The sequence below is a fragment of the Marinobacter sp. genome (assembly GCF_041690455.1).
GTDB lineage: Bacteria > Pseudomonadota > Gammaproteobacteria > Pseudomonadales > Oleiphilaceae > Marinobacter.
The window spans coordinates 20,676-40,460 of record NZ_JAWLHI010000038.1; the positions used below are offsets into that span (position 1 = coordinate 20,676).

The following is a 19,785-nucleotide window of genomic DNA, read 5'->3' on the forward strand; positions in this document are numbered from 1 at the left end:
GCCAGACTCCGCCAATCAGATGTAGTAATCCTCAAGCGGAGGAAACCCATTAAACTCAATAGCACTGTAAGTGGTCGTATAGGCTCCCGTAGAAAGCCAGTACATCCGATCCCCGATGGCCAGATTCAGCGGCAGCGGATACTTGTGGTGCTCATACATGATATCGGCACTGTCACAGGTCGGCCCCGCAATCACACAGTCCTCGCCCTCACCGGACTTCTCCGTCCAGATCGGAAACTTGATCGCCTCATCCAGCGTCTCGATCAGCCCCGAGAACTTGCCCACATCGGTATAGACCCAGCGGTGCAGGGCGGTACGGGACTTCCGGGAAATCAGCACCACCTCGCTCACCAACACCCCGGCATTGGAAATCAGTGACCGCCCCGGCTCGATGATAATCTCCGGCAACTCCTCACCGAAATCCTCGCGCAGGAAACGGGCAATCTCCTCAGCGTACACCCCCAGCTCATTGGTACGGGTGATGTAGTTGGCCGGGAAGCCACCGCCCATGTTGATCATCTTGAGCTCGATGCCGTCCTCTTCCATCAGACGCTCAAAGATCACCTTCACCTTGTTCAACGCCGCATCCCAGGCACCGATTTCCCGCTGCTGGGAACCTACATGGAAAGACACGCCGTAGGGCACCAGGCCCAGGTCACGGGCCAGGATCAGCAGATCCATGGCCATGTCGGTCTGACAGCCGAACTTGCGGGACAACGGCCAGTCGGCAGTTAGCGTGCCCTCGGTCAGGATACGCACGTATACCTTCGAGCCCGGAGCGGCCTTGGCGATGTTGCGCAGATCCGCTTCGGAGTCGGTGGCAAACATCCGGACACCTTTCTCATAGAAAGTGCGAATGTTCTTCGCCTTCTTGATGGTGTTGCCGTAACTGATCCGGTCTCCTGTCACACCCAGGGCCAGCACTTTATCCAGTTCATACACCGACGCAATGTCGAAGTTGGCACCCTTGTCCCGCAGCATGGTAAGGATTTGGGGCGCCGGGTTCGCCTTCACCGCGTAGTAGACCTTGGCGTAGGGGAAACCTTCCACCAACTCGTTGTACTGGCGGTCGATGGTTTTGGTATCGATCACCACGAACGGGGTTTCCTTGGTGTCGGCAAAATTCTTGATCCGCTTGAAGGTCTCGGCATCGTAGTAGTCGGCGATGTTGGCGTTAACGGCTTCGGTCATGGGTGGTGTATCCCTCCACAGGGCAAACAGGCATAAAAAAAGGCGCTACAGCAACGCTGCAGCACCCGTAAGATGGCGCGATCATCGGGCTTTTCTCAGATCACCGCAAATGCGCATATCTACCCATGAGTAAAACAGGCAGGGCCGGTGGCTTATGGCACGGAAATTGGCGCGAAGGCGCGCGCTCAGATCGCCACCGGCCACAGCGGTGGCCCGGTGGGACCATCCGGATCCCGGGGTTCGGTCTGTCGCCTCAGGTAGCGGAGAATGGCCTGCTGCAGGTCGGTACCCTGGTCCAGGCCCTTGTTGCCAAACAGCCGGTTGAATTCCAGAACGTAGGGGTAGCCCTCCACCAGGACGATGTCGAACCCGGCATGATCCACTCCCAGCTCCCGGGCAAGCCGCAGGGCCAGGTCGGTTGCCGCCTTGGGCACCGGGCTGTTATCGATTTGACCACCCCGGGCCACATTATTGTAGAAGCCCTGGTCAGCCTGGGTCCGCCAGTATGCTGTCAGTATCTCGTCACCGATTACCACCACCCGGACATCCCGGTCGATGGGCAGGTATTCCTGGGCATAGAGCACCTCGGTGCGCTCATAGTAACGGCGCCAGTCCTCCCGGGTCTCAATCAGCCACACGCCCTCGCCCATACTCGCCTTGGGCAGCTTGGCCACGAAGGGCAGGCTCATGGCATCCCAGATCATGTCCCGTTCCAGTGGCCCGTTGGCCTCGATCATGGTCCAGGGCGTATGCTCCGGCGCCACGGTCTGAAAGGCGCGGGTCATCTCGACCTTGTCATGGCCGATCCGGTAGCTGGCAATGCTCGGGAAAACCCGGCACTTGAGGCCGTGGACCAGGGCGTTCAGTTGCCAGTACTCCGGAAACAGCACCCAGTCTGCCTCCTGCAGCAACGCCTTCTGCTGCAGGTAGTGCTCGGGCTTGAGCACGGTGGTATCGGGAAAACCGAGGGTGCGGAACGCGTTGAAGGAAACAAGGTGCATGGTAACGGCCTGATGGAAAACTGAACGCATTTTATTCAGCTTCCGGCATCTGGCAAGGGGTATTTTCCGTCAGCCGGAGCAGGTGGCACCGGAACCATGCCAGGGAAAACCCTGCTACCCTCTGTTACATCATACAACAGCAATGAAGCGGAGGGATGGAAGTGGATGCAAGGGCCCGCGCTATCGTTGAGACCGTCAGGGAGGACCAAAAGGCCGGCGCCGCCCAGTTGGCAGCGAGCGCGCTTGCGGCGGTCCGGGACTGGCTAACCTCAGGCACGGTGCCCGCCAGCCTGCTGGACCGGGTGCTGGATGAACTGACCCGGGCCCGCCCGAGCATGGTGCCCCTGGCCAACGCCATAGCGCGCTGCCAGGAGCTGTTCGGCCCCTGGCGGGACAGCAGCAATGTCTCGGAGCAGGCTGCCCCGGTGGTCCGCTCGGTACTGGAACAACTGGCCCGGGCCAACGAGCGGGTTGCCCTCAGCGCCTTTGAACTGGTGCCGGAACAGGCGACCATCCTGACCCACAGCCGAAGCTCCCAGGTGGTGGCCCTGTTCCGGTTGCTGGCTGAACGGCAGCAACCTTTCTCGGTCATCTGCACCCAGAGCAGTCCCGGCAACGAAGGGTTTACGCTGGCCCGGGAACTGGACCAACTGGACGTTCCCGTGACCCTGATCACCGATGCCCAGACCGGACGGTTCATGGCCGAGGCGGATATCGTCTTCAGTGGCTGCGACACCTGGCTTTCGGACCAGCACTTCGTGAACAAGAGCGGCACCTATCTGCTCGCCCTCGCCGCCCGGGACCAGGGCAAACCCCTCTGGGTACTGGCCGACAGCTTCAAGGACAGCCCGGGCACGTGTCAGTCGGTGGTACTGGAGGAAATGGCGCCGGATGAGCTCGGTGGTCCCACCGGTGCCCATATCCGGACCCGCAATATCTACTTTGAAACCATACCCGTGCATCTGGTCACCGGACGGGTCAGCGATCAGGGCGTTTTTTCGTTCCCTGCTGAGCCTCGGCGGTGAACGGGTCTTCCGGCCAGGGGTGCTTGGGATATCGGCCCCGCATGTCCTTGCGCACTTCCGGATAGGCATTGCGCCAGAAACTGGCCAGGTCCGAAGTAACCGCCAGGGGCCGCCGGGCCGGGGACAGCAGATGGATCACCACCGGCACCTGGCCGCCGGCCACCTTCGGGGTTTCGGTCCATCCGAACAGGGCCTGGAGCTTGGCCGCCAGCACCGGACCATGATCCGGGGTGTAGTCCAGGGTGACTTTCTGTCCGGTGGGAATGGTCAGGGACCTGGGTGCCAGGGTCTCCAGCTGGTGCTGCTGTTGGTAATCCAGGAGTGAGGTCAGGGCCTGGAGCAGATTGAGCCTGGCGAGATCGGACCAGCGTTGCAGGCCGGCAAGGAACGGGCCGAGCCAGGTGTCCAGGCTCGCCAGCAGAGCCTCATGCCCGGTGTCAGGCCAGTCGCCGTGGTACTGTTCCGCCAAAAGGCCCACCCGGGCACACCACTGCCGGGCCTCGGGTGTCCAGGGCAGACTGTCCAGGCCTTTGGTTCGCACTGCATCCAGCAGGCCTTGCTGGATCAGGGCGGGATCCACCTGGCGCAGCGCCTGTTCGGCCAGCACCAGCTCCCCGAGTTTCCGGACCTTGCGGGCAATCACGGTACCCCGCCGGTCGTCCCAGATGGCCTCATCCTGTTCGATGATGTGGTCGGCCAGATCCTGTTCCAGATCCGGCAGATCCACTGGTGCCGCCAGGTAAATGGTCGCCTCCCGGGCCTTGCCATCCAGATCAGCAGCCACCAGCCAGTCGTGGCGGGCGAGCGGGTCCCCCTCGCGCAACACCGCCCCCTTGCCGTTGCTCAGCTGATAACGCGGCGCCGATCCGGGACGCCGGCGGGCAATCCGATCCGGATACGCCTGGGCCAGCAGCCGGCCAACCAGGGCCTCTCCGGGTTCCGGACCCTGCAGCGCCCCGGCATCCAGTCGTTTCGCCGCCTGCCGCACGGCTTTCAGCCGGGCCGGATCCACACGCCGGTCGCCCATCTCACCACGCAGCAGGCGCACCCGCTGGTGCAGGTCCGCACCTTCGCCGGGTCCCAGCAGATCCCGTTCCCCCAGCAGGGCGGCCAGTTCCGCCGCCAGCCCGCCGAAACCCAGCACCCGCCCCCGAATCACCATATGGGCCAGGCGAGGGTGGATACCCAGATCCCGCGCGGCCTTGCCGTGGTCGGTGATGCCGCCGTCGTCATCGAGCAGATCAAGCCATTGCAACAGGGCCACCGCCTGGTGCCAGTGAGGCCGGGGAGGAGCGTCAATCCAGTCCACCTGGTCTGGCGAGCGGGCACCCCACTGGGCCAGCTCCAGTACCAGTGGCGCCAGATCCGCCTCCCGGATTTCCGGAGGCGTGAACTCCGCCAGGCCAAACTGTTCCGATTCACTCCAGAGCCGGTAGCACACCCCGGGCTCCACCCGCCCGGCCCGGCCCTTGCGTTGTTCCGCCGAGGCCTTGGACATCCGGCCGGTCACCAACCGGGTCATACCGCTGTTGGCATCAAACACGGCCCGGCGCTGCTGACCGGCATCGATGACCACCCGCACCCCCTCGATGGTCAGACTGGTCTCCGCTATGGCAGTCGCCAGCACCACCTTGCGGGTACCGTCTGTCGCCGGCGCAATGGCCCGGTCCTGGTCTTCACCGCTCAGGTTGCCGTACAGGGGCGCCAGGATGACCTGATCCGGTATCTGTCCCTGCAGCTGCTGCGCCACCCGGCGGATTTCGCCGGCACCGGGCAGGAATACCAGCAGGGAACCGGTCTGGTCGCGAAGAGCTTCCTGCACCACCGCCACCACCTGGTCGACTATCCGTGTGTTCCGCGGCAAAGGCCGATACAGCACCTCCACCGGGAACGCCCGCCCCTCGCTGCTGATCACCGGCACATCCCCGAGTACCCGGGCGATCGGCGCCGTTTCCAGCGTGGCCGACATCACCAGCAGGCGCAGGTCTTCCCGCAGGGCCTGCTGGGACTCCCGGACCAGGGCCAGACCCAGGTCCGCCTGGAGGGAGCGTTCATGGAATTCATCGAACAAAACAGCGGCATAGTCCTCCAGCATGGGATCGCTCTGGATCAACCGCGTCAGGATGCCCTCGGTGACCACCTCGATCCGGGTGGTGCCGGAAACCCGGGTATCCAGCCGGGTCCGATAGCCCACCGTCTGGCCCGGTTTTTCTCCCAGCTGTCGGGCCATGAACCGTGCCGCCGATCGTGCCGCCAGCCGCCTCGGCTCCAGCATCAGGATCTTGCGGTACTGGCACCAGGGAGCGTCCAGCAGGGCCAGGGGTACCCGGGTGGTCTTACCGGCGCCCGGAGGGGCCTGTAACAGGGCGGTGGTGTTGGTCTCCAGGGTCGTTTTCAGGTCCGGGAGGATCCGGTCTATGGGTAACATGGTGTTGGCGTCGAGTTCAGGATTCACGCGCATGCCAGAGTTCCGGCCGGGGCACGAAGAATGCGAAAAACAGCCCGAATGCCAGAGCTCCGACACCAATTCCGAACGCCGAAACCAGGGTGCCTCCGGCATCAAGCCACTGCTTGGTCAGCCACGGCCCGACCATCTGGGTGAAGCCGTAAAGCGCGACCATGGCGGCCGACAGCCTGGGCCCCTGGTGCGGATGCAGGGCACGACCGATACGCTGGGTCAGCAGCACGGTACCCAGGAACGTGCTGCCCACCAGGACAGCGCACAGAAACAGGCCGACATCGCCCGGCCATACCACCGCTACCAGAACACCCAGCAGCTGGATCAGGAAATTGAGCCTCAATGCAGGCAGATCGCCGATTGTCCCGCCCACACGGTTCCAGATCCAGGCGGCGGGGATGGTGCACAACGCCACGATGACCCAGGCACCATCCAGCAACCAGTGGCCGGACGGCAGTTCGATCTTGGCCAGCAGTGGCAGGAAGGTCATGGGCAGGATGTAGCCCAGTCCCGCGCCGGCGTACGACAGAAAGAGCGGGATGCTGGCCCGGTCCAGCAGTGGCGTTGGTTTAACGACCTTGCCCGAGTCGTCATGACTGGCGAACGGAATATCAAGACGAATCAACCGAACCGCCCCCCACCAGGCCAGGGGAATTGACAACAGCGCCGCGGGCCACCACCGTTGGGCACCTTGCAGCCAATCTGCCGTGCCTGTCACCAGACCGCTGGATAACAGCAGCCCGATACCCACACCAAAATACACAAGACCACTGATTGACGCCCGGTTGCGCAATACAAGCCATTCCAGGATCAAGGCCGGGGCATGGACAAAGACCATGCCATTGGCCACACCGTTCAGCGTACGGATGGCAGAAATGAGGGTGAGGTTATCGGTCTGGGTAATCGCAAGGGTCGTGATCACATGCAAGACCAGGGACACAGGCAGGAGTGTGCGGATCTGGTCAATCCGATGCCAGCGAATTGCCAGCATCGCGCCCATCAGGTAACCGAGGTAATTCCAGGTGGCCACCGCCGCGCCGTTGGCGGCACTGAACTGGCCATCCTCCACCAGGTAGGGTAAAAGCGGGGTATAGATGAACCGGCCGAGACCGTGAACCACCAGCAACACCACTGCACCGGCGGCAAGGACGGAAAACAGTTCTTTTGGCGGCGTTGAAGTCTGGGTTGGCATCGGCAAACAGTCCGGCGGTCAGTTAATCAGCCCAACAGTCTAAGCCACCCCTGCCCGGATGTCTTTTGGACCTTGGCCAAAACCACCAATCAATCAGGAGCTTGTCCGTTCCCGATTGGCTTTGGCCCACTGATAAATCCGCTCGAAGGCCTGCGCAAGTTCCTCCGGCCGGTGCGGTGGCTGGATCAGTGCCTGCAGCTGCCCCTCCGGGTTCAGCAGGGCAAAATGACCACTGTGGTCCACCAGCAGTTCCCCGTCCACCTCACGGTGAACGAACACCGCACTAAGACTCTTGGCCAGTGCACGGGTGGTTTCCAGGTCCCCGGTCAAACCGTGGAAGTGTTCGCCAAAGAAACCGGTGTAATCTTTCAGCTTCTGCGGCGTGTCATGCTCTGGATCAGCACTGATCAACAGGTAATCCGGCTGCGGCAATTCCGGGGGCAGCCGCTGATCCAGCTGACGCAGATTGGCCATCGCCGCCGGGCAGATATCCGGGCAGTTCGTGTAGCCGACAAAGGCAAAGGTCCAGCGTCCCTTCAGATCTTCCTGTGTGACCATCTCACCATTCTCGTTGGTGAGGGTAAACTCGGCGAGCGGTTTCGCCTGATCATAAACGTAGGTATTGAACTCGGAGAGATCCGGCGCCGGCTGAGGATCCCCGCCAACCAGATACACCTGACGGGCAACCACCAGCCCGAAAATCAGAAGAACAATCAACAGCAACGCAACGAGCGTAATCCGCACAGACCGATTCATCAGTACTCCAATGCCGAACTCCGGGGCTGGGAGCGGGGGGGGGTATCTTTTCTTCTGGGAACAAAAAACTCGCTGCGCTCAGACAATTGTTCCCGCCAGAAAAGATACCCCCGCCCACTCCTTCAGACTGTGTGCCTCGGGTTAAAAGAAAACGAAATGATCTACAAGGAGTACCACAAACAGAGCCATTAGGTAAGTGATGGAATACTTGAAGGTATTGAGGGCAACTCGGCGATCATCGCCCTTCAGGAGCCGGATGGCGTACTGCAGGAAGCGCAGACCAAGGGCCAGGGCGCCGATGAGGTAGATGCCGCCGGACATGCCTGTGACAAAAGGTAGCAGGCTCACGGCAAGCAGCATCAGGGTGTACAGCAGGATATGCAGCTCGGTGTATTTGTTGCCGTGGGTGACCGGGAGCATGGGGATGCCGGCCTTGGCGTACTCTTCCTTGCGATGGATGGCCAGGGCCCAGAAATGGGGCGGGGTCCAGGCGAAGATAATCAGGACCAACAGCAAGGCGTGGCCTTCTACCTGGCCGGTCACGGCTGTCCAACCCAGCAGCGGGGGCATCGCGCCGGCGAGGCCGCCGATGGTGATGTTCTGGGGCGTGGCACGCTTGAGGAACAGGGTGTAGACGCCGGCATAACCGACCAGAGAGGCAAGCGTGAGCCAGGCGGTCAGGTGATTGACCATCAACATCAGGATGGCCATGCCGACGCAGGCCAGCAGGGTCGCAAATACGATGGCATCCACCGGGGAAATCTTGCCGGTGGCCACCGGCCGCTTGCGGGTGCGGGCCATGACGGTGTCGATCTTCTGGTCCACCACGTGGTTGACCACGGCGGCGGCACCGGCCAGCAGGGCGATGCCAAGGTTACCGAACAGCAGTACGCTCCAGCCGGGCACACCCGGGGCCGCCAGCAACATGCCGATCACGGAGGTAAGGATCATCAGCGCGACCACCCGGGGCTTGGTCAGCTCCAGGTAATCCCGCCAGGAAATGGTCTTGCCGGAAACACTCGCAGTATTCCGGGCCGGCAGCGCCTTCACTTGCTCGCTCATGCCGTTACCTCTCGTTTTATCGTTGTAGTGTGGGTTGCGCTTGCGGTCTGGGTCCGGAGCAGAAGGTGATGACGCCAGACCAGATGAATCACGGACAGCAGCAGTCCGGCACCCATGGCGTTATGGGCCACCGCTATGGACAGGGGAATGTGCAGAATGACGTTGGCCAGCCCCAGGGCAATCTGCGCGGCCAGAACCACGGCCACCAGCTGAATCGAGCCGTCCAGGCCGCTGGCTTCCCTCCGCCGCCACATCAGGGCCAGCAAGACGGTGAAGTACGCCAGCACGACCATCGCTCCGAGGCGGTGGGTCACGTGAATGGCCACCCGGCCGTCGGCTGTGAGCTGGCCACCCAGGTAGTTCGGACCCACGTGCTGGGCGACGTCAAAGCCGTGGCGGAAGTCCATGCCCTCCGGCCACCACTGGCCCTGACAGGTGGGCAGGTCGGTGCAGGCCACGGCGGCATAGTTCGCGGCCGTCCAGGCACCCAGGGCGATCTGCAGGACCACCAGCAACACTCCGCCATAGAGCCAGAGCCGGAACCGGGCGAGACCCGGAGCGGCCGGAGGTCTGGGTGCCGCTTTGGCCCTTCGCCACAGGCGCAGGCTCAGCAGGGTCAACAGGCTCAGGGTGGTGAAGCCGCCCAGCAAATGCAGTGCGACCACCTGGGGCCAGAGTTTCAGGGTGACGGTCCACATGCCGAACGCGCCCTGGAGAACGATGAATCCGGCGATGAACAGGGGCAACTTGACCGGCACGCCAATCCTGCGATGCCGGAGTCCAAAGGCGGCCAACCCGAAGACCACCAGGCCCAGGGTTCCGGCGGCGTACCGGTGAATCATTTCCGGCCAGCCCTTTTCCACATCCACCGGAGTTTCCGGGAAGCGGGCATTGGCGATGGCAATGCTGGACTCGCTCTGGGGCACGGTCAGGAAACCGTAACAGCCCGGCCAGTCCGGGCACCCCAGGCCGGCGTGTACCAGCCGCGTCCAGGCGCCCAGCATGATCACAACAACGGCGAGGCAGGCGGCAATGGTTGCCCAGCGCGCCATGGTGCGGTGCACACCGGCGGTCGAAACCTCGGGGCGAACGGACTGATTCACTGGCACCACCTCCGGCCTCAGCCAATCTGGGACAGTTTGAGAAGGTGCTTGAGATCCTCAAGCATGTCCTTGCCACTGTGCTCCGAACCGTAATGCATCATCACGTTGCCGAAGGGGTCCACCAGCAGGATCCGGGACTCACTGGCGGGATTGATGCCGGTCGGCCAGGCCGGGGTTGTGCCCTCTGCCGGCACCAGCCGTTCCATCAGGTTGTATTCCTGTGACCATTTGGCAGACAGATTCGAAGGCACTGAACCCAGAGCCGCGGCCCGGGATACCCGGTTGGCATTCTTGCCCAGGGCAATGTTGACCTGCCGGGCAAGATACAGCAGTTCCTGGCAGTTGCTGCCGCAATCACCGGCGACCACCATCAGCAGCCACGCCGGGTCGACCTTATCAGGCCCGAATCGTGCTTCAAGGGGTTCACCTGCCTCTGTCTGGAGATGCAGCGCCTGGACTGGAACCACCGGCTGAACCAGAGTGCCATTGTTGGTGTGTCCCGCCGGATTGAGCCAGCCGGTGTAGAACATCACGGTGGCCACAATCATCGGGCCGAAGCCAAGGGTAAACAGCAGAAAGGCCGTCCGACGCCCCCGGCGAACCTGTTCAGTTGTCGGTTGGTCAGACTCGTGGTGCTGGGTACCCTTGTCAGCCATTGTCATTGTCATTATTGGCTCCTGTCTTTCGATAACTCGCCGCTACAGTCAATATAGTCAGTGCCACCGCGAGCGCAAACCATTGAGCTGCATAGCCATAATGGGTTCCCGGTCCCATCAGGTCCGGCGCCCAGTCGGTCCGGAACGCTCCGGGCTGTTGGCCACTATCGAGACGGATCATCAGCGCCGGTAATCCTTCCACCTCGTTCGCGGCCGCTTCTCTCGGGAGACGCTGAACCCTTCGCGGCCACCCTTGTTCTTCCTGGTCCCGTTCGGTAAGCACCGGTGGCATCGGGTAGTCCGCCAGCCGGCCAGACAGGGTGAACAGGCCATCCGGCGTGTCGATTCGGGGCAGACGATCCCGCCTCCGAGGCGCCTGAATCCAGCCACGATTCACCAGTACCGGCGGCCCCTCCAGGGGATAGAAATCCGTGATCACTTCGTATCCGGGAATACCGTCGCGGGTCCGGTTATCGAGCAACCAGCTGTGGTCGCCGTACATCCCGGTCACCCGGACCGGCTTGCCAGAACGCACTTCGCCTTCGATCAGTTGCTGCCAGGGAAGGGTTTCCGCCTGCTGCTGCCAGCTGTCCAGCATGGCCTGCTTCTGGCCGGCCCTATCCAGCTGCCAGATGCCCAGACCAATGAGCACCGGCAGGAAGAACCCGCTGAACAGCATCAAACGCCAGTCAAAGTGCCATTTTCGTTTTGATACCTGCGGATCAGCCATGCTTTGCTATAGTGACTCCACCGGCACCGCAAACTTCCGGTTTCCGGATACCCCCGAAACCTATAACAACAGGGATTCCCATGCTCAAGGCCGTCATCGTTGTACTGATGCTCGCCGTTGTCGCCAGCCTGTTCAGTGGGCTGTTCTTCCTGATTCGGGATGGCGGCAAAACCAACCGGGTTGTCAATTCGCTTGCTGTCCGGGTCGCCCTCAGCATACTGCTCCTGCTGGTTATCCTGATTGCCTTGTGGCAGGGCAGCCTGACGCTGAATCCGACGCCCTGACCACGCAACCGGTCAGATGATGTAGACAAACACGAACAGGCCGAGCCAGACCACATCGACAAAGTGCCAGTACCAGGCAGCCGCCTCGAACCCGAAATGGTTATCGGCGGTGAAGTGGCCCTTGAAGATGCGCACCAGCATGACCGTCAGCATCAGCGATCCCAGCAGCACGTGAGCGCCGTGGAAACCGGTGAGCATGAAGAAGGTGCTGCCGTAGATGCCGGATTGCAGAGTCAGGTCCAGGTCCTGGTAGGCATGCATGTACTCGTAACCCTGGACGAACAGGAATACGACCGCCAGGGCAATGGTGGCGCCCAGCCAGAGTTTGGTCTTGGCCCGGTTACCTGCCTTGAGGGCGTGGTGGGCTATGGTGATCGTGAAAGACGAGGTGACCAGCAGCATGGTGTTCATCAGCGGTAGTCCCCAGGGACCGATAACCTCGCTGGGCCCCGGATAAGCCTCGGGATTGGGGTTCTGGACCAGTGGCCATGCCGAGCTGAAGCCCTCCCATAACATGGCGGAGGAGCCCTTGTCCCCCTCACCACCCAGCCAGGGCACGACAAATACCCGGACATAGAACAGGGCACCGAAGAAAGCGGCAAAGAACATCACTTCCGAGAAGATGAACCAACTCATGCCCCAGCGGAACGAACGGTCCATCTGGTCGCTGTAAAGGCCTGCCCGGCTTTCTTTGATCACGTTGCCAAACCAGCCGAACAGCATGTAGGCCATGATCAGGGCACCTATGAAGAACATCACCCAGGAACCCGTGGTGCTCTCACCCTGATTGCTGTTCACCATGATCGAGGCAACACCGTACAGGGTGACGCCGAGGCCGACCGTCGCAACGATTGGCCATTTGCTCTGTTCCGGAACGTAGTAGGTCTGGTTTTCCGCCATAACAGTCTCCGATGGCTTAGCCGTTTTCGTTTGTTTTTGTTATCCCCTTCACAGGCCCCGCCGGGGGCTTATTTCACCTCCGGCGGCGTGGCGAAGGTGTGATAGGGCGCCGGCGAAGGTACGGTCCATTCCAGGCCTTCGGCACCATCCCAGGGGTTGGCCGCGGCCTCCTTGCCACCCTTGATGCACTTGACCACGATCAGCAGGAACAGTAGCTGGGTCGCACCGAACATGAACGCGCCGATACTGGAGACCATGTTGAAGTCGGCAAACTGCAGGGCGTAATCCGGAATCCGGCGCGGCATACCGGCCAGTCCCAGGAAGTGCATGGGGAAGAAAGCCAGGTTCATGCCGATGAAGGACAGCCAGAAGTGGGTCTTGGCCAGGGTCTCGTCGTACATGTGACCGGTCCACTTGGGCAACCAGAAATAGGCTGAGGCGAAGATGCCGAAGATGGCGCCGGGCACCAGTACGTAGTGGAAGTGAGCCACCACGAAGTAGGTGTCGTGATACTGGAAGTCCGCCGGGGCGATGGCCAGCATCAGGCCGGAGAAGCCGCCGATGGTGAACAGGATCACGAAGGCCACCGCAAACAGCATGGGCGCCTCGAAGGTCAGGGAACCCCGGAACATGGTGGCCACCCAGTTGAACACCTTCACCCCGGTGGGCACGGCAATCAGCATGGTGGCGTACATGAAGAACAGCTGCCCCGCCAGCGGCACGCCCACGGTGAACATGTGGTGTGCCCAGACGATGAAGGACAGCAGGGCAATAGCGCCGACCGCGTACACCATCGAGGCATAGCCGAACAGCGGTTTTCGGGAGAAGGCCGGGATGATGTGCGACACGGCACCGAAGGCCGGCAGGATCATGATGTAGACCTCTGGGTGTCCGAAGAACCAGAACACATGCTGGAACAGCACCGGGTCACCACCGCCGGAGGCATCAAAGAAGCTGGTGCCGAAGTTGATGTCCATCAGCATCATGGTGACCACGCCGGCCAGTACCGGCATGACTGCTATGAGCAGGAATGCGGTAATCAGCCAGGTCCACACGAACAGGGGCATCTTCATCAGGGTCATGCCCGGGGCACGCAGGTTCAGGATGGTGGCGATCACGTTGATGGCGCCCATGATGGAGGAGATCCCCATGATATGGACGGCAAAGATGAAGAAGGTGGTGCTTGGCGGCCCGTAGGTGGTCGACAGGGGCGCGTAGAAGGTCCAGCCGAAGTTGGGTGCGCCGCCCTCCATGAACAGGGTGGATACCAGGATCAGGAACGCGCACGGCAGCAGCCAGAAACTCCAGTTGTTCATCCGTGGCAGAGCCATGTCCGGTGCGCCGATCATCAACGGCAACATCCAGTTGGCCAGCCCGACAAACGCCGGCATGACCGCGCCGAACACCATGATCAGACCGTGCATGGTGGTCATCTGGTTGAAGAATTCCGGCTGCACGATCTGCAGGCCGGGCTGGAAGAGTTCTGCCCGGATGACCATGGCCATGGTTCCCCCGAGGAGGAACATGGCGAAACTGAACACCAGGTACATGGTCCCGATGTCCTTGTGGTTGGTGGTCAGCAGCCAGCGGCTGATGCCTTTGGCCGGGCCGTGATGATGTTCCTGGGCGTGGGTATCTGCAACCGCACTCATGAAAACCCCCGTTACCGCCGTTAATTGTGGCTGGTGATCGTTATTATCTGGCGTCGATTACTGCTGGTTCTTGTAATCCAGTATTTCCTTGGGCGTGACCATGTCATCGGTGTTGTTACCCCAGGCGTTCCGCTCGTAGGTAATCACTGCCGCCAGGTCCACCTCGCTCAACTGGTTGCCGAAGGCCTGCATGGCCGTACCAGAAACCCCGTTGACCACAACATCGATGTGCGCGGTCATGTCCCCGGTCGCAATCGGGCTGCCCTTGAGTGCCGGGAAAGCCGGAGGCGCACCGCTGCCATCAGGCTGGTGACAGGCGGCACAGGCGGTCTGGTAGGCTTTCTCACCCCGGGCCATGAGTTCGTCCATGGTCCAGTCCTTCTCGGTCAGCTCACGCTCTTTGGCGGCAGCGTCTTTCTGCTCCGCCAGCCAGACATTGAATTCCTCTTCCGGGACGGCTTCGACCACCACCGGCATGAAACCGTGGTCCTTGCCGCACAGTTCGGTGCACTGGCCGCGATAGGTACCCGGCTCGTCCACCCGGAACCAGGTTTCGTTGATGAACCCCGGAATGGCATCCTTTTTTACGCCGAATTCCGGCACCCACCAGGAATGAATGACATCGTTGGCGGTCAGCAACAGCCGAACCTTCTTGCCGACCGGAACAATCAGTGGGTTATCCACCTCCAGCAGGTAGTTTTCGCCCTTGTCCTGCCGGTTTTCAATCTGATCGCGGGGTGTCGCAAGGTTGGAGAAGTAGCCGAAGTCCTGATCGACATATTCGTATTGCCACTTCCACTGGTAACCCGTGACCTTAATATCCACCTCGGACTCGGTGGTGTCGTACATGTCGACCAGCGTGGCCGTAGCCGGGATCGCCATGACCACCAGGATGACAAACGGTATGATGGTCCAGAGAATCTCCACCATCGTGTTCTCGTGGAAATTCGCCGGTTTGTGGCCCTGGGATTTGCGGTGGGCGAAGATGGACCAGAACATGACCCCGAAGACCACCACGCCGATAACGACGCAGATCCACAGAATGGTCATGTGAAGGCTGAAAATATCATTACTGGTGCCGGTTACCCCGGGCGTCATGTTCATCGTCCAGTCCGCCATGGACCAGGTCGGGAACACAAGACCACCCAACAGGGCACCTGCCCGCTTAGCGTGCACGCGCATACTGTGTCTCCACAGAGTATTATTCTTGTCGGATTTTGCGTTATCCCTCTGTTTTGACGGCACTCGCAGAAACACCAGCCAAACCAGAGTGGAAGCCTGCTTACGGATACTCCAAATTCGAGTATAGACACAGATCAAAAAAACACTAAAGAATCGGCTAAATCTAAACCTGCTAACCCGGGATTTTTAAGAATCAGAACGAATATGACTTTTCAACTGGCCACCACCGACCGGCGACTCTGGGCACTGGCCTGGCCCCTGATGCTCACCAACCTGACCGTGCCCCTGCTCGGCCTGGTGGACACCGCCGTACTGGGCCATCTGGAGAGCCCGGAATACCTCGGAGCGGTCGCCGTCGGCGCCAACCTGTTCAGCATCCTGTACTGGACCTTCGGTTTCATGCGCATGGGCACCACCGGCCTGGCGGCCCAGGCATGGGGCAAACGGGACAGTTTTGGCCAGGTGGCGTTGCTATTGCGCTCGGTGCTGCTTGCCGTGGGCATCGGCCTGTCGCTGATCCTGTTTCACCAACCTTTGATCCGCATCGGCCTGGCGCTGATGAATCCAAGCCCGGATGTGACCGGACTGGCGGCCGAATACGCGGCCATCCGGATCTGGAGTGCGCCAGCGGTACTTTGCCAGTACACCCTGGTGGGCTGGCTGATCGGCATGCAGTTTCCCCGGGGGCCGATGATCATGCTGATCGTCGCCAACGGCCTCAACATCGTGCTGGATGTGCTGTTTGTGACCGGCCTGGGCTGGAACAGCCGGGGTGTGGCCATCGCCACGGTGATTGCCGAATACGGTGCCGCCGCCATCGGCTTCGCCATTGTGCTGACCCGCCTGCCGGAAGGGCAGCGCCTGACCCGGGAACTCTTCGGGCAGGTGTCCGACTACCTGAAAATCCTGCGGGTCAACCGCTACATCATGGTGCGGACTATCGCCCTGTTACTGGTGCTGGCCTTCTTTACCGCCCAGGGTGCCCGCCAGGGCGATACCATCCTCGCCGCCAATGCCGTGCTCATCACCTTCCTGCTGGTGATCTCCAACGCCCTGGACGGCTTCGCCAACGCCGCCGAGGCACTGATCGGCGAGGCCATTGGCAAGGACAGCCGGCGCCGGTTCCGCGTGGTGTTCCGCAGCGCCCTGCGATGGTCCCTGTGGGGCGCCCTACTGCTGACCATCGTCTTTGTTATCGGTGGGCGGCATCTGATCGCACTGCTGACCGGCATCGAGTCGGTCCGGGTGACCGCGTGGGAATACCTGCCGTGGCTGTGGCTGCTGCCGTTCGCCTCGGTGTGGGGTTTCCTGCTGGATGGGGTGTTCATCGGCGCCACCCGCACCCGGGACATGCAGAACACCATGTTGTTCTCCGCCCTGGGCGTGTTCCTGCCGGTGTGGTGGCTGACCACCGGCTGGGGCAATCACGGTCTGTGGTTCTCCCTGATCTGCCTGATGCTCGCCCGGGCCATCACGATGGGCTGGCTGAGCTGGTCCCACACCCGGGCCGGCCGCTGGTTCGAACCGTCCTGACCCCGGCCTGTCCGGACGGTAATTTGCCGGCGTCGTAATTTGCAGGCAACGGACCGGCAAGCGGACAAATGTCGACTACACTAGTCAGAAACAGCAGGCGGGTTGGTACAGTGCACCGCTTCCTGCTGCACTGATTGACTCGTTGCAGACAACGGGAGGCGCCTTGCGACCTCAACTAGCACAGACACTGGCATCTCCTCACATGACACCACAGGTAGTGCTCGAAATCATTGACGACGCCCGGCGCAAGGAAGCCCGATCCGGGACCTTTCTCCGCCAGCTTCGCGAGAAGGCAGAGCGGTTGCCGTCGTCCGTGGTGATCGAGGGTTACCAGCCGGCCACTGCGCTGTTCCAGTTCGCCATTGAATACATCGAGATGGCGCCACGACTGATCGAATGCGTGGAAGCCTGTGCCCGTGAGGCGGGCAAAGCCGATCTGTTCCGGCCCTTCGTGGACGCCGCCATCCGTTACTTTACCCAGCCTTCAATACTCCTGGTCCGCTACGACGGGCTCGACGGCCTGCTGATCCGCGCCTACCTGTGCCATCGGCTGATGGAAGAAATGCACGAGAACAACCGTTCAATCCGGCAGAGCGAACTGGTGGACATCGAGGCCACCCGGGCCAACCTGCTGGTTCACGAGCTGATTGGCGAGCCCTTCGCCAACGAGCTGGATGATTCGGTCACGGTCACAGTACTGCAGATCGCCGGCACACCGGACTATTACGACCTGAACCTGGATCCGTTCGTCGAGCAGGTGAACAACGCGGCCTGGAACTGGATGCGCCAGTACTGGGAAAACCTGCTGATCCGGAACCATATCCGGTTTTCACTGGGCGGAGGTCTGGTTTAGACGGTATCCTTGGCGGCTTTCCAAGACTTCAATCAGCCACAGGAGACGTCATGCTGGAAAACGCCGATCTGGGTAAACTCATTCTGCGCCTGACTTTGGGCGGACTGATGCTGTTTCACGGCATCGCCAAACTGCTCAACGGCATCGGTTTTATCGAAGCAGAGCTGGCCAGCCACGGGCTGCCCGCTTTTCTGGCCTTTGGCGTGTTCATCGGCGAGCTGATTGCGCCGCTGATGGTGATCCTGGGTTACCAGACCCGAATCGGTGCGATGCTTATCGTGTTCAACATGGTCGTGGCCATCGTCCTGGTCCATGCCCATGAACTGCTGGCTCTGGGCCGCAACGGCGGGCTGGCGCTGGAACTCCAGCTGTTCTTCCTGTTCACCGCCGTCGCCGTGGTCTTCCTCGGACCCGGCAGGTACAAGCTCAAGAACTGAAAGGGCTGACCATGACTGACAAGAAACCGACCATAAGCCCCGGGCGTTACCGGCATTACAAGGGCCAGGATTATGAAGTGATCGGCGTGGCCCGGCACAGTGAAACCGAAGAGCCCCTGGTGGTCTACCGCTGCCTGTACGGCGACTACAGCCTCTGGGTGCGCCCCCTCGCCATGTTCCGGGAGACCGTGGAAGTCGCCGGCGAACAGGTTCCCCGCTTTGCCCGCATGGACGACTGAGTTCGGGAATCCCGTTTTGACTCGGGCGGTTATTTCCTGCACATTAGCGCGCTTTTCATGACGCCGGCCCCCACAAGGGGCCAGAGCAACCCATGATTCCTACCCGGAGTTTGCCATGAATGCCGTTGTTGCCGCGGTGCTGATCATGCTCGTACTGAGCCTGTGCCGTATCCACGTTGTCGTTGCCCTGATTGTAGGTGCCATCTCCGGCGGCCTGATCGCCGGCATGTCCCTGGACGCCACCATCGAAGCCTTCAATAGCGGATTGGGCAGTGGTGCCACCGTCGCGCTATCCTACGCCACTCTGGGCGCCTTCGCCGTCGCCATCGGCAAATCCGGCCTCGCCCACGCCCTGGCCGACCGTGCCCTGGCCCTCGTGGGCCGACAGGATGACGGCACGGCGGCCACCGGCATCCGTTTCCTGATTGTCGGGCTGCTGCTGGCCATTGCCATTTCCTCGCAGAACATCCTGCCGATCCACATCGCGTTCATCCCGCTGGTGGTACCGCCGCTGCTGTACGTGATGGCAAAACTCAACATGGACCGCCGGCTCGTCGCCTGCGTGCTGACCTTCGGCCTGATCACCCCGTACATGTTCCTGCCGATAGGTTTCGGCGGCATCTACCTGAACGAAATCCTGCTGGCCAACGTGGCCGACAACGGGGTCGACGCCAGTGAGCTGAACGTCATGTCCGCCATGGCCCTGCCGGCCCTGGGCATGCTGGTGGGCCTGCTGATCGCGGTGTTCTTCAGCTACCGCGGAGACCGCAAGTACAACATGGAAGCGATCGCAAAGACCGAGCGGGTCAACGTGTCCTACAGCCCCCGCACGCTGATCATGGCCCTGGCGGCCATCGTGGTCGCCTTCGTGGTCCAGCTCTGGCTGGGCTCCATGATCCTGGGCGCCCTGGCCGGCTTCGTGCTGTTCAACCTGTCGGGAGTGGTGAAGTGGAAAGAAGCCGATGATCTGTTCACCGAGGGCATGAAAATGCTCGCCATGATCGGCTTCATCATGATCGCCGCCAACGGCTTTGCGGAAGTGATGCGGGAAACCGGCGACATCGCCAACCTGGTGGAAGGGTCCGTTGCCGCCATCGGAGAGAACAAACCCCTGGCCGCCATCCTGATGCTGGCGGTAGGCCTGCTAATCACCATGGGTATCGGCTCATCCTTCTCCACCATTCCCATCATCGCAGCCCTGTACGTGCCGCTGGCCCTGCAAATGGGCTTCAGCCCCCTGGCCATCGTAGCTATGGTCGGCACCGCCGGCGCCCTGGGCGACGCCGGCTCCCCGGCCTCCGACTCCACCCTCGGCCCCACCGCCGGCCTGAACGTCGACGGCCAGCACAACCACATCTGGGATACGGTGGTGCCGACGTTCCTGCACTACAACCTGCCGTTGCTCGCCTTTGGGTGGTTGGCGGCTATGGTGCTCTGAGTATTGGCGTACGCCGTTCTTTGTAGCCTGCTGGTCGTGGGGGCTTACGAGGGGGCGGGGGTCCGTTTTGTGTGGGGGGCAGCAACTAGCGGG

At 61.6% G+C, this 19,785-nt stretch carries 19 protein-coding genes; 7 read left to right on the top strand and 12 right to left on the bottom strand.

Annotation, left to right across the window (positions count from 1 at the left end; genetic code table 11):
• Positions 1-15: 15 nt before the first annotated feature.
• Positions 16-1,191, bottom strand: coding sequence for a type III PLP-dependent enzyme (locus ACESMW_RS10990; RefSeq protein ID WP_372987084.1), 1,176 nt, complete (start codon positions 1,189-1,191; stop codon positions 16-18).
• Between the two features lie 185 nt (positions 1,192-1,376).
• Entirely contained in the window at positions 1,377-2,192 is an 816-nt protein-coding gene (locus tag ACESMW_RS10995; RefSeq protein ID WP_372987099.1) for a RimK family alpha-L-glutamate ligase, read from the bottom strand.
• 155 nt (positions 2,193-2,347) lie between these two features.
• Here ACESMW_RS10995 and ACESMW_RS11000 point away from each other — a divergent pair, with 155 nt between their 5' ends.
• The gene (locus ACESMW_RS11000) at positions 2,348-3,217 is read left to right on the top strand and encodes a translation initiation factor eIF-2B (RefSeq protein WP_372987085.1); all 870 of its coding nucleotides are present in this window, start codon (positions 2,348-2,350) and stop codon (positions 3,215-3,217) included.
• On the opposite strand, the gene hrpB is transcribed toward ACESMW_RS11000, so the two are convergent.
• The 7 genes from hrpB to ACESMW_RS11035 all read right to left on the bottom strand — a co-directional run bounded on the left by hrpB (position 3,171) and on the right by ACESMW_RS11035 (position 11,174).
• Complete coding sequence (hrpB, locus tag ACESMW_RS11005) at positions 3,171-5,645, bottom strand: ATP-dependent helicase HrpB (protein WP_372987100.1); 2,475 nt, start codon at positions 5,643-5,645, stop codon at positions 3,171-3,173. The two genes, ACESMW_RS11000 and hrpB, sit on opposite strands and share 47 nt — an antisense overlap.
• Before the next feature lie 16 nt (positions 5,646-5,661).
• Positions 5,662-6,867, bottom strand: coding sequence for a YbfB/YjiJ family MFS transporter (locus tag ACESMW_RS11010; protein ID WP_372987086.1), 1,206 nt, complete (start codon positions 6,865-6,867; stop codon positions 5,662-5,664).
• A gap of 93 nt (positions 6,868-6,960) precedes the next feature.
• Positions 6,961-7,623, bottom strand: coding sequence for an SCO family protein (locus tag ACESMW_RS11015; RefSeq protein WP_372987087.1), 663 nt, complete (start codon positions 7,621-7,623; stop codon positions 6,961-6,963).
• A 141-nt stretch (positions 7,624-7,764) separates the two neighbouring features.
• On the bottom strand, positions 7,765-8,685 hold the full coding sequence (gene cyoE / locus ACESMW_RS11020; protein WP_372987088.1) for a heme o synthase: 921 nt from the start codon (positions 8,683-8,685) through the stop codon (positions 7,765-7,767).
• The gene (locus ACESMW_RS11025) at positions 8,682-9,737 is read right to left on the bottom strand and encodes a COX15/CtaA family protein (RefSeq protein ID WP_372987101.1); all 1,056 of its coding nucleotides are present in this window, start codon (positions 9,735-9,737) and stop codon (positions 8,682-8,684) included. Before ACESMW_RS11025 ends, cyoE begins: the two co-directional genes overlap by 4 nt.
• Positions 9,738-9,805: 68 nt before the next feature.
• Entirely contained in the window at positions 9,806-10,456 is a 651-nt protein-coding gene (locus tag ACESMW_RS11030) for a hypothetical protein (protein ID WP_372987089.1), read from the bottom strand.
• The gene (locus tag ACESMW_RS11035) at positions 10,437-11,174 is read right to left on the bottom strand and encodes an SURF1 family protein (RefSeq protein ID WP_372987090.1); all 738 of its coding nucleotides are present in this window, start codon (positions 11,172-11,174) and stop codon (positions 10,437-10,439) included. The genes ACESMW_RS11030 and ACESMW_RS11035 overlap by 20 nt, the downstream gene beginning before the upstream one ends.
• An 80-nt stretch (positions 11,175-11,254) precedes the next feature.
• Here ACESMW_RS11035 and ACESMW_RS11040 point away from each other — a divergent pair, with 80 nt between their 5' ends.
• A complete protein-coding gene (locus ACESMW_RS11040) occupies positions 11,255-11,458 on the top strand; it encodes a twin transmembrane helix small protein (protein ID WP_091998536.1) in 204 nt (67 codons plus the stop codon).
• 12 nt (positions 11,459-11,470) lie between these two features.
• Here the strand turns inward: ACESMW_RS11040 and ACESMW_RS11045 are convergent, their stop codons facing one another.
• The 3 genes from ACESMW_RS11045 to coxB form a co-directional block, all read right to left on the bottom strand.
• Positions 11,471-12,358, bottom strand: a complete 888-nt coding sequence (locus ACESMW_RS11045; RefSeq protein WP_372987091.1) for a cytochrome c oxidase subunit 3 — start codon at positions 12,356-12,358, stop codon at positions 11,471-11,473.
• Between the two features lie 68 nt (positions 12,359-12,426).
• Positions 12,427-14,010 carry a cytochrome c oxidase subunit I gene (gene ctaD, locus ACESMW_RS11050; protein ID WP_372987092.1) on the bottom strand — a complete coding sequence of 528 codons (1,584 nt, stop codon included), beginning with the start codon at positions 14,008-14,010 and terminating at the stop codon, positions 12,427-12,429.
• Positions 14,011-14,067: 57 nt separating this feature from the next.
• Positions 14,068-15,192: a cytochrome c oxidase subunit II gene (gene coxB, locus ACESMW_RS11055; protein ID WP_372987093.1), complete on the bottom strand. Its 1,125-nt coding sequence runs from the start codon at positions 15,190-15,192 to the stop codon at positions 14,068-14,070.
• A gap of 204 nt (positions 15,193-15,396) precedes the next feature.
• On the opposite strand from coxB, the gene ACESMW_RS11060 reads away from it, so the two are divergent.
• The 5 genes from ACESMW_RS11060 (at position 15,397) to ACESMW_RS11080 (ending at position 19,692) form a co-directional block, all read left to right on the top strand.
• A complete protein-coding gene (locus ACESMW_RS11060) occupies positions 15,397-16,725 on the top strand; it encodes an MATE family efflux transporter (protein WP_372987094.1) in 1,329 nt (442 codons plus the stop codon).
• Positions 16,726-16,927: 202 nt separating this feature from the next.
• A complete protein-coding gene (locus tag ACESMW_RS11065) occupies positions 16,928-17,578 on the top strand; it encodes a hypothetical protein (protein ID WP_372987095.1) in 651 nt (216 codons plus the stop codon).
• 50 nt (positions 17,579-17,628) lie between these two features.
• Positions 17,629-18,015, top strand: a complete 387-nt coding sequence (locus ACESMW_RS11070; protein ID WP_372987096.1) for a DoxX family protein — start codon at positions 17,629-17,631, stop codon at positions 18,013-18,015.
• An 11-nt stretch (positions 18,016-18,026) separates the two neighbouring features.
• Positions 18,027-18,254 (top strand): DUF1653 domain-containing protein, encoded by a 228-nt coding sequence (locus ACESMW_RS11075; RefSeq protein WP_372987097.1) that lies wholly within the window; start codon positions 18,027-18,029, stop codon positions 18,252-18,254.
• 115 nt (positions 18,255-18,369) lie between these two features.
• A complete protein-coding gene (locus ACESMW_RS11080) occupies positions 18,370-19,692 on the top strand; it encodes a Na+/H+ antiporter family protein (RefSeq protein ID WP_372987098.1) in 1,323 nt (440 codons plus the stop codon).
• The last annotated feature ends 93 nt before the right edge of the window (positions 19,693-19,785 follow it).

Bases quoted from the DNA above. Each gene is read 5' to 3' on its own strand.
- ACESMW_RS11065 (WP_372987095.1), top strand. From the start codon at position 16,928: ATGACACCACAGGTAGTGCTCGAAATCATTGACGACGCCCGGCGCAAG.
- ACESMW_RS11010 (WP_372987086.1), bottom strand. From the start codon at position 6,867: ATGCCAACCCAGACTTCAACGCCGCCAAAAGAACTGTTTTCCGTCCTT.
- ACESMW_RS11035 (WP_372987090.1), bottom strand. From the start codon at position 11,174: ATGGCTGATCCGCAGGTATCAAAACGAAAATGGCACTTTGACTGGCGT.
- ACESMW_RS11015 (WP_372987087.1), bottom strand. From the start codon at position 7,623: ATGAATCGGTCTGTGCGGATTACGCTCGTTGCGTTGCTGTTGATTGTT.
- ACESMW_RS10990 (WP_372987084.1), bottom strand. From the start codon at position 1,191: ATGACCGAAGCCGTTAACGCCAACATCGCCGACTACTACGATGCCGAG.
- hrpB (WP_372987100.1), bottom strand. From the start codon at position 5,645: ATGTTACCCATAGACCGGATCCTCCCGGACCTGAAAACGACCCTGGAG.
- ACESMW_RS11060 (WP_372987094.1), top strand. From the start codon at position 15,397: ATGACTTTTCAACTGGCCACCACCGACCGGCGACTCTGGGCACTGGCC.
- ACESMW_RS11075 (WP_372987097.1), top strand. From the start codon at position 18,027: ATGACTGACAAGAAACCGACCATAAGCCCCGGGCGTTACCGGCATTAC.
- cyoE (WP_372987088.1), bottom strand. From the start codon at position 8,685: ATGAGCGAGCAAGTGAAGGCGCTGCCGGCCCGGAATACTGCGAGTGTT.
- ACESMW_RS11000 (WP_372987085.1), top strand. From the start codon at position 2,348: ATGGAAGTGGATGCAAGGGCCCGCGCTATCGTTGAGACCGTCAGGGAG.
- ACESMW_RS11030 (WP_372987089.1), bottom strand. From the start codon at position 10,456: ATGACAATGACAATGGCTGACAAGGGTACCCAGCACCACGAGTCTGAC.
- ACESMW_RS10995 (WP_372987099.1), bottom strand. From the start codon at position 2,192: ATGCACCTTGTTTCCTTCAACGCGTTCCGCACCCTCGGTTTTCCCGAT.
- ctaD (WP_372987092.1), bottom strand. From the start codon at position 14,010: ATGAGTGCGGTTGCAGATACCCACGCCCAGGAACATCATCACGGCCCG.
- ACESMW_RS11070 (WP_372987096.1), top strand. From the start codon at position 17,629: ATGCTGGAAAACGCCGATCTGGGTAAACTCATTCTGCGCCTGACTTTG.
- ACESMW_RS11080 (WP_372987098.1), top strand. From the start codon at position 18,370: ATGAATGCCGTTGTTGCCGCGGTGCTGATCATGCTCGTACTGAGCCTG.
- ACESMW_RS11025 (WP_372987101.1), bottom strand. From the start codon at position 9,737: ATGGCGCGCTGGGCAACCATTGCCGCCTGCCTCGCCGTTGTTGTGATC.
- ACESMW_RS11045 (WP_372987091.1), bottom strand. From the start codon at position 12,358: ATGGCGGAAAACCAGACCTACTACGTTCCGGAACAGAGCAAATGGCCA.
- ACESMW_RS11040 (WP_091998536.1), top strand. From the start codon at position 11,255: ATGCTCAAGGCCGTCATCGTTGTACTGATGCTCGCCGTTGTCGCCAGC.
- coxB (WP_372987093.1), bottom strand. From the start codon at position 15,192: ATGCGCGTGCACGCTAAGCGGGCAGGTGCCCTGTTGGGTGGTCTTGTG.